General features: G+C 41.4%; 3 protein-coding genes. All 3 read left to right on the top strand.

Annotated features, from left to right (window positions below; all coding sequences use genetic code 11):
* The first annotated feature begins 162 nt into the window (after window positions 1–162).
* The gene (parE, locus tag AC1DSL_RS15605; protein ID WP_016427209.1) at window positions 163–2,136 is read left to right on the top strand and encodes a DNA topoisomerase IV subunit B; all 1,974 of its coding nucleotides are present in this window, start codon (window positions 163–165) and stop codon (window positions 2,134–2,136) included.
* On the top strand, window positions 2,133–4,574 hold the full coding sequence (gene parC / locus AC1DSL_RS15600; protein WP_477532883.1) for a DNA topoisomerase IV subunit A: 2,442 nt from the start codon (window positions 2,133–2,135) through the stop codon (window positions 4,572–4,574). Before parE ends, parC begins: the two co-directional genes overlap by 4 nt.
* A gap of 55 nt (window positions 4,575–4,629) precedes the next feature.
* A partial coding sequence (locus AC1DSL_RS15595; protein ID WP_477532882.1) for an MFS transporter occupies window positions 4,630–5,201 on the top strand: 572 nt, incomplete at its 3' end.

The raw sequence follows: 5,201 nt of genomic DNA, 5'->3' as shown, positions 1-5,201 counted from the left end.
AATAGTTTATCATGTGTCACAACCTGTCACAACGCTTTAGGTGAACTTTCATTTATCCTATAAATTACCTGTTGATCATGGAATATACTACTAGACTCATTGCAAAGGTGACATTCATTCTATACAATGAAAACATCTGTTTGTTTTTTGGAGGAGAACGATTTGGCAAAAAATCAATCAATATCAGCTTATAACGACGATGCAATTCAAGTTCTCGAAGGACTGGAAGCAGTTCGAAAACGTCCAGGAATGTATATTGGTTCTACGGACGCTAGAGGCTTACACCATTTAGTGTATGAAATTGTCGACAATGCAGTCGATGAAGCACTTGCTGGATTTGGTGATCATATCGTTGTCAATATACATGAAGATCAAAGTATCAGCATTCGCGACTTTGGACGCGGAATGCCTACTGGAATGCACAAAACTGGAAAACCTACACCCGAAGTTATTTTTACCATTCTGCATGCAGGCGGTAAATTTGGACAAGGAGGCTACAAAACAAGTGGTGGTTTACACGGAGTAGGTGCATCGGTAGTAAATGCGTTATCTACGTTTTTGGAAGTTACAATCCACCGCGATGGCAAAAAATATCGCCAGCGTTTTGAAAATGGTGGACACCCCGTTACAACACTTGAACAAATCGGCACAACGAAAGAATCAGGAACATCCATTCATTTCTTGCCTGATCCAACCATTTTTTCGGTTACAAAATACAATTATGAGACATTATGTGAACGTTTGAGAGAGTCTGCTTTTCTATTAAAAGGGCTTAAAATCGAACTGAATGATTTGCGTAATGGCACAAAAGACGTATTCTTTTTCGAAACCGGCATCGAAGCGTTTGTCGGTTATTTGAATGAAGAAAAAGATGTATTGCATCCAGTTGCCTATGTTGAAGGGGTTCAGGATGACATCGAAGTGGAGTTTGCTTTCCAATTTAATGATGGCTACTCTGAAACGATTTTATCGTTTGTTAATAATGTCCGTACGCGTGATGGTGGAACCCATGAGACAGGCGCGAAATCTGCCTTGACGCGCGTATTCAACGAATATGCACGCAAAACAAGTTTACTTAAAGAGAAAGATAAGAACTTGGATGGAGCAGATATTCGTGAAGGAATTTCAGCAATCGTTTCAGTGCGTATCCCTGAAGCCATTCTCCAATTTGAAGGACAGACGAAAGGTAAATTAGGTACGAGTGAAGCTCGTGCAGCAGTGGATGCGGTAGTTTCCGAGAAACTGTTGTATGTTCTTGAAGAAAATGCTGAATTGAGTGCCTCACTTGTCCGTAAAGCGATTCGTGCACAACAAGCACGAGAAGCTGCTCGTCGTGCCCGAGAAGATGCACGTAACGGCAAAAAATCAAAGAAATCAGCTTCAATTTTATCTGGGAAGCTGACTCCTGCACAATCTCGTAATGCTGCGAAAAACGAATTATATCTGGTGGAGGGTGACTCTGCCGGCGGTTCTGCGAAACAAGGACGAGACCGCAGTTTCCAAGCGATTTTGCCACTTCGAGGAAAAGTTATCAATACCGAAAAAGCAAAACTTGCGGACATCATGAAAAACGAAGAAATCTCGACGATCATCCACGCAATCGGCGGTGGAGTAGGCGCTGATTTCTCAGTTCCGGATATCGCATATGACAAAATCGTCATCATGACTGATGCCGATACGGATGGAGCACATATTCAAGTATTGCTTCTGACGTTCTTCTACCGTTATATGAAACCATTGATTGAAGCAGGAAAAGTATATATAGCTTTGCCCCCCCTTTACAAAGTTTACCGTGGAGTCGGCAAAAAAGAAGTTCTTCAGTACGCTTGGACGGAAGCTGAACTTGACGAAGCCATCCGAAAAATCGGTAAAGGATATATGATCCAGCGTTATAAAGGTCTTGGTGAAATGAATGCCGGACAATTATGGGAAACAACGATGAATCCTGATACAAGAACATTGATTCGAGTAGAAATTGATGATGATGCACGTGCGGAAAGACGCATCACTACTTTGATGGGTGACAAAGTTGAACCAAGAAGACGATGGATTGAAAACAATGTTAATTTTGGTCTGGATGAAGACAGCAATATTCTAGAAAACGAACTCATCCATGCTGAGGAGGATTCAGAATGACACAAACCGAACGTTATCAAGATCTACCCTTAGAAGAAGTCATCGGCGACCGGTTTGGCCGTTATAGTAAGTACATTATTCAAGATCGAGCACTACCTGATGCCCGAGATGGACTTAAACCCGTACAACGTCGTATTTTATATGCGATGTTCCATGAAGGAAATACAAACGAAAAACCGTTCCGTAAATCAGCAAAAACTGTCGGTAACGTAATCGGTAACTATCATCCACATGGTGACAGTTCCGTTTATGAAGCCATGGTAAGGATGAGTCAGGACTGGAAAGTTCGCCACATGTTGATTGAAATGCACGGGAACAACGGTTCTGTAGATGGTGATCCACCTGCTGCTATGCGTTACACGGAAGCACGTTTGTCGGCCATCGCAGGAGAAATGCTTCGTGATATCAATAAAAACACAGTTGACTTGGTACAAAACTTTGATGATTCCGAGTTGGAACCAACTGTACTGCCAGCTCGTTTCCCTAATTTACTTGTAAACGGTGCAACAGGGATTTCTGCTGGATATGCAACAGACATGCCGCCTCATGCATTGCATGAAGTGCTAGACGCTGTGTTAATGCGCATGAACAATCCTGAAGTTACTGTTAATGAATTAATGACGGTTCTGAAGGGGCCTGATTTTCCTACTGGAGGTATCATTCAAGGTGTGGATGGTATCCGAAAAGCTTACGAGACAGGAAAAGGCAAAATCGTTGTCCGCTCGAAAGCAGAAATCGAAGCTTTAAAAGGCGGTAAGGAACAAATCGTTATTACCGAAATTCCTTTTGAAATTAATAAAGCGATTTTGATCAAGAAAATAGATGAACAACGTCTCGATAAACGTCTGGACGGTATTGCAGAGGTCCGTGATGAATCCGACCGCACTGGTTTACGTATCGTAATCGAATTGAAAAAAGATATTGATGCAAAAGGCATTTTGCAGTTCCTGTTTAAAAACACCGACTTGCAGATAGCTTACAACTTCAACATGATTGCGATTCATAACCGTCGTCCGACAATGATGACATTGCCATTATTGCTTGATGCTTATATTGAGMATCAAAAAGATGTAGTGACTAGACGTTCTGCATATGATTTACAAAAAGCAAAAGACCGCATTCATATCGTGGAAGGTTTGATGAAAGCCCTATCCATTTTGGATGAAGTAATTAAAACCATCCGTGCATCTCAGGATAAACGCGATGCGAAAAATAATTTAATCCGTGCTTTTGCATTCACTGAAGCGCAAGCTGAAGCGATTGTTTCTCTTCAACTTTATCGTTTAACAAACACCGATATTACGGACTTGAGAAATGAAGAAGCTGAATTGCAAAAAACAATTAGTGAATTGATGGCAATATTAAATAACGAATCAAAATTGACGAAAGTCATCCAAAAAGAATTGCAAGCCATTCGCAAGCAGTTCTCTGAGCCACGGAGATCCGTTATTGAAGACCAAATCGAAGAAATCAAATTAACACTGGATGTCTTGATTCCGAGTGAAGAGGTTATGGTTACCGTGACGAAAGACGGATATGTAAAACGTACAAGTACACGTTCATACAGTGCTTCTAACGGTAAAGACTTCACAATGAAAGACTCAGATTATCTATTATTTGAGTCGATGATGAATACGCAACATCACTTGCTACTGTTCACAAGTTTAGGAAATTACATCTATCAGCCGATTCATGAACTACCTGATATCCGCTGGAAGGACCTTGGCCAGCATATATCGAGTATCGTTTCACTTGATTCGAACGAAACAATCATCAAAGCAATTCCAATCGAAACCTTTGATGAAAACCGCTATATTTTAGCAGTTTCAAAACTGGGTCAGATTAAACGTTCTACACTGGCTGAATATCAAGTTCAGCGTTATTCACGAGCATTGAATACGATGAATTTGAAAAAAGGCGATCAAGTTATGTATATTGATCTCGTAACGGAAACCGAAGATGTCTTCATCGTCACGCATAACGGCTATGCTGTACGATTCAATATGCAGGAAGTTCCTGTTACCGGTGTGAAAACTGGTGGAGTGAAAGGGATTAACTTGAAAGATGGCGATGTTGTAGCAAATGCAACGATCATTCCAGCTGATGCACGCGGAGATTTATTCCTCGTGACTCATCGAGGCGCCGTAAAAAAAATGGCATTAAAAGAATTCGAACAAGGCACTCGTGCAAAACGAGGAGTTGTTGTGTTACGCGAATTAAAATCGAATGCTCACCGCGTAAGCGGCGTATTCTATGTTGAAGATAATGAACAAGTAATTATCGAGACAGCAAAAGGCGTTCGTGAAGTTGTTGAAACGAAACCAATCCGTGTTTCAGATCGCTACTCAAACGGCTCGTTTATTGTCGATACAGACAAAGACGGGGCTGTCGTAAGATTATGGAAAGCATTGAAAACAAACGAAGATAGCAAGAAATAGAAGGGGTACAACAAGGGAGCTATAATGGCTTCCTTTGTTGTATACAGGGGATTATATGTGGAAGAATCGAAATGTATGGATTATTTTAGTGGGGGAAATGATTGCGGGTCTTGGTCTCTGGACTGGAATCATTGGAAATTTGGAGTTTATGCAGGAACGAATTCCTTCTGATTTCCTGAAGTCAGTCATCATGGCAATTGGTTTACTTGCTGGAATTTTAGCTGGACCAATGGCCGGCAAAATAATCGATCAATCGAAGAAAAAGACGGTATTGTTGATTTCGGGATTCGGTCGTATGATCAGTGTCAGCTTCATGCTGATTGCAATCGGAACAGGCTCCATCTGGTGGATGGTCGCCTTCATGATCAGCATCCAATTGTCGGCAGCATTTTATTTTCCAGCTTTGCAGGCAACCATACCATTAGTGGTTAAAGACGATCAGTTGCTGCAAATGAATGGCTGGCATATGAATGTCGCTACTATGGCTCGTGTTATTGGAACAGCGCTTGCAGGTGTCGTATTGGTCTATTGGTCATTGGAATCGCTTTATTATATGTCTATCATCGCTTATGCCGGTCTGTTGATCTTTACTTATATGCTCCGCATCGATGAAGGTCAGGGTACAGA

Source organism: Paenisporosarcina sp. P4_D4 (assembly GCF_056401835.1).
This window is presented reverse-complemented; position numbering and strand designations above follow the sequence as displayed.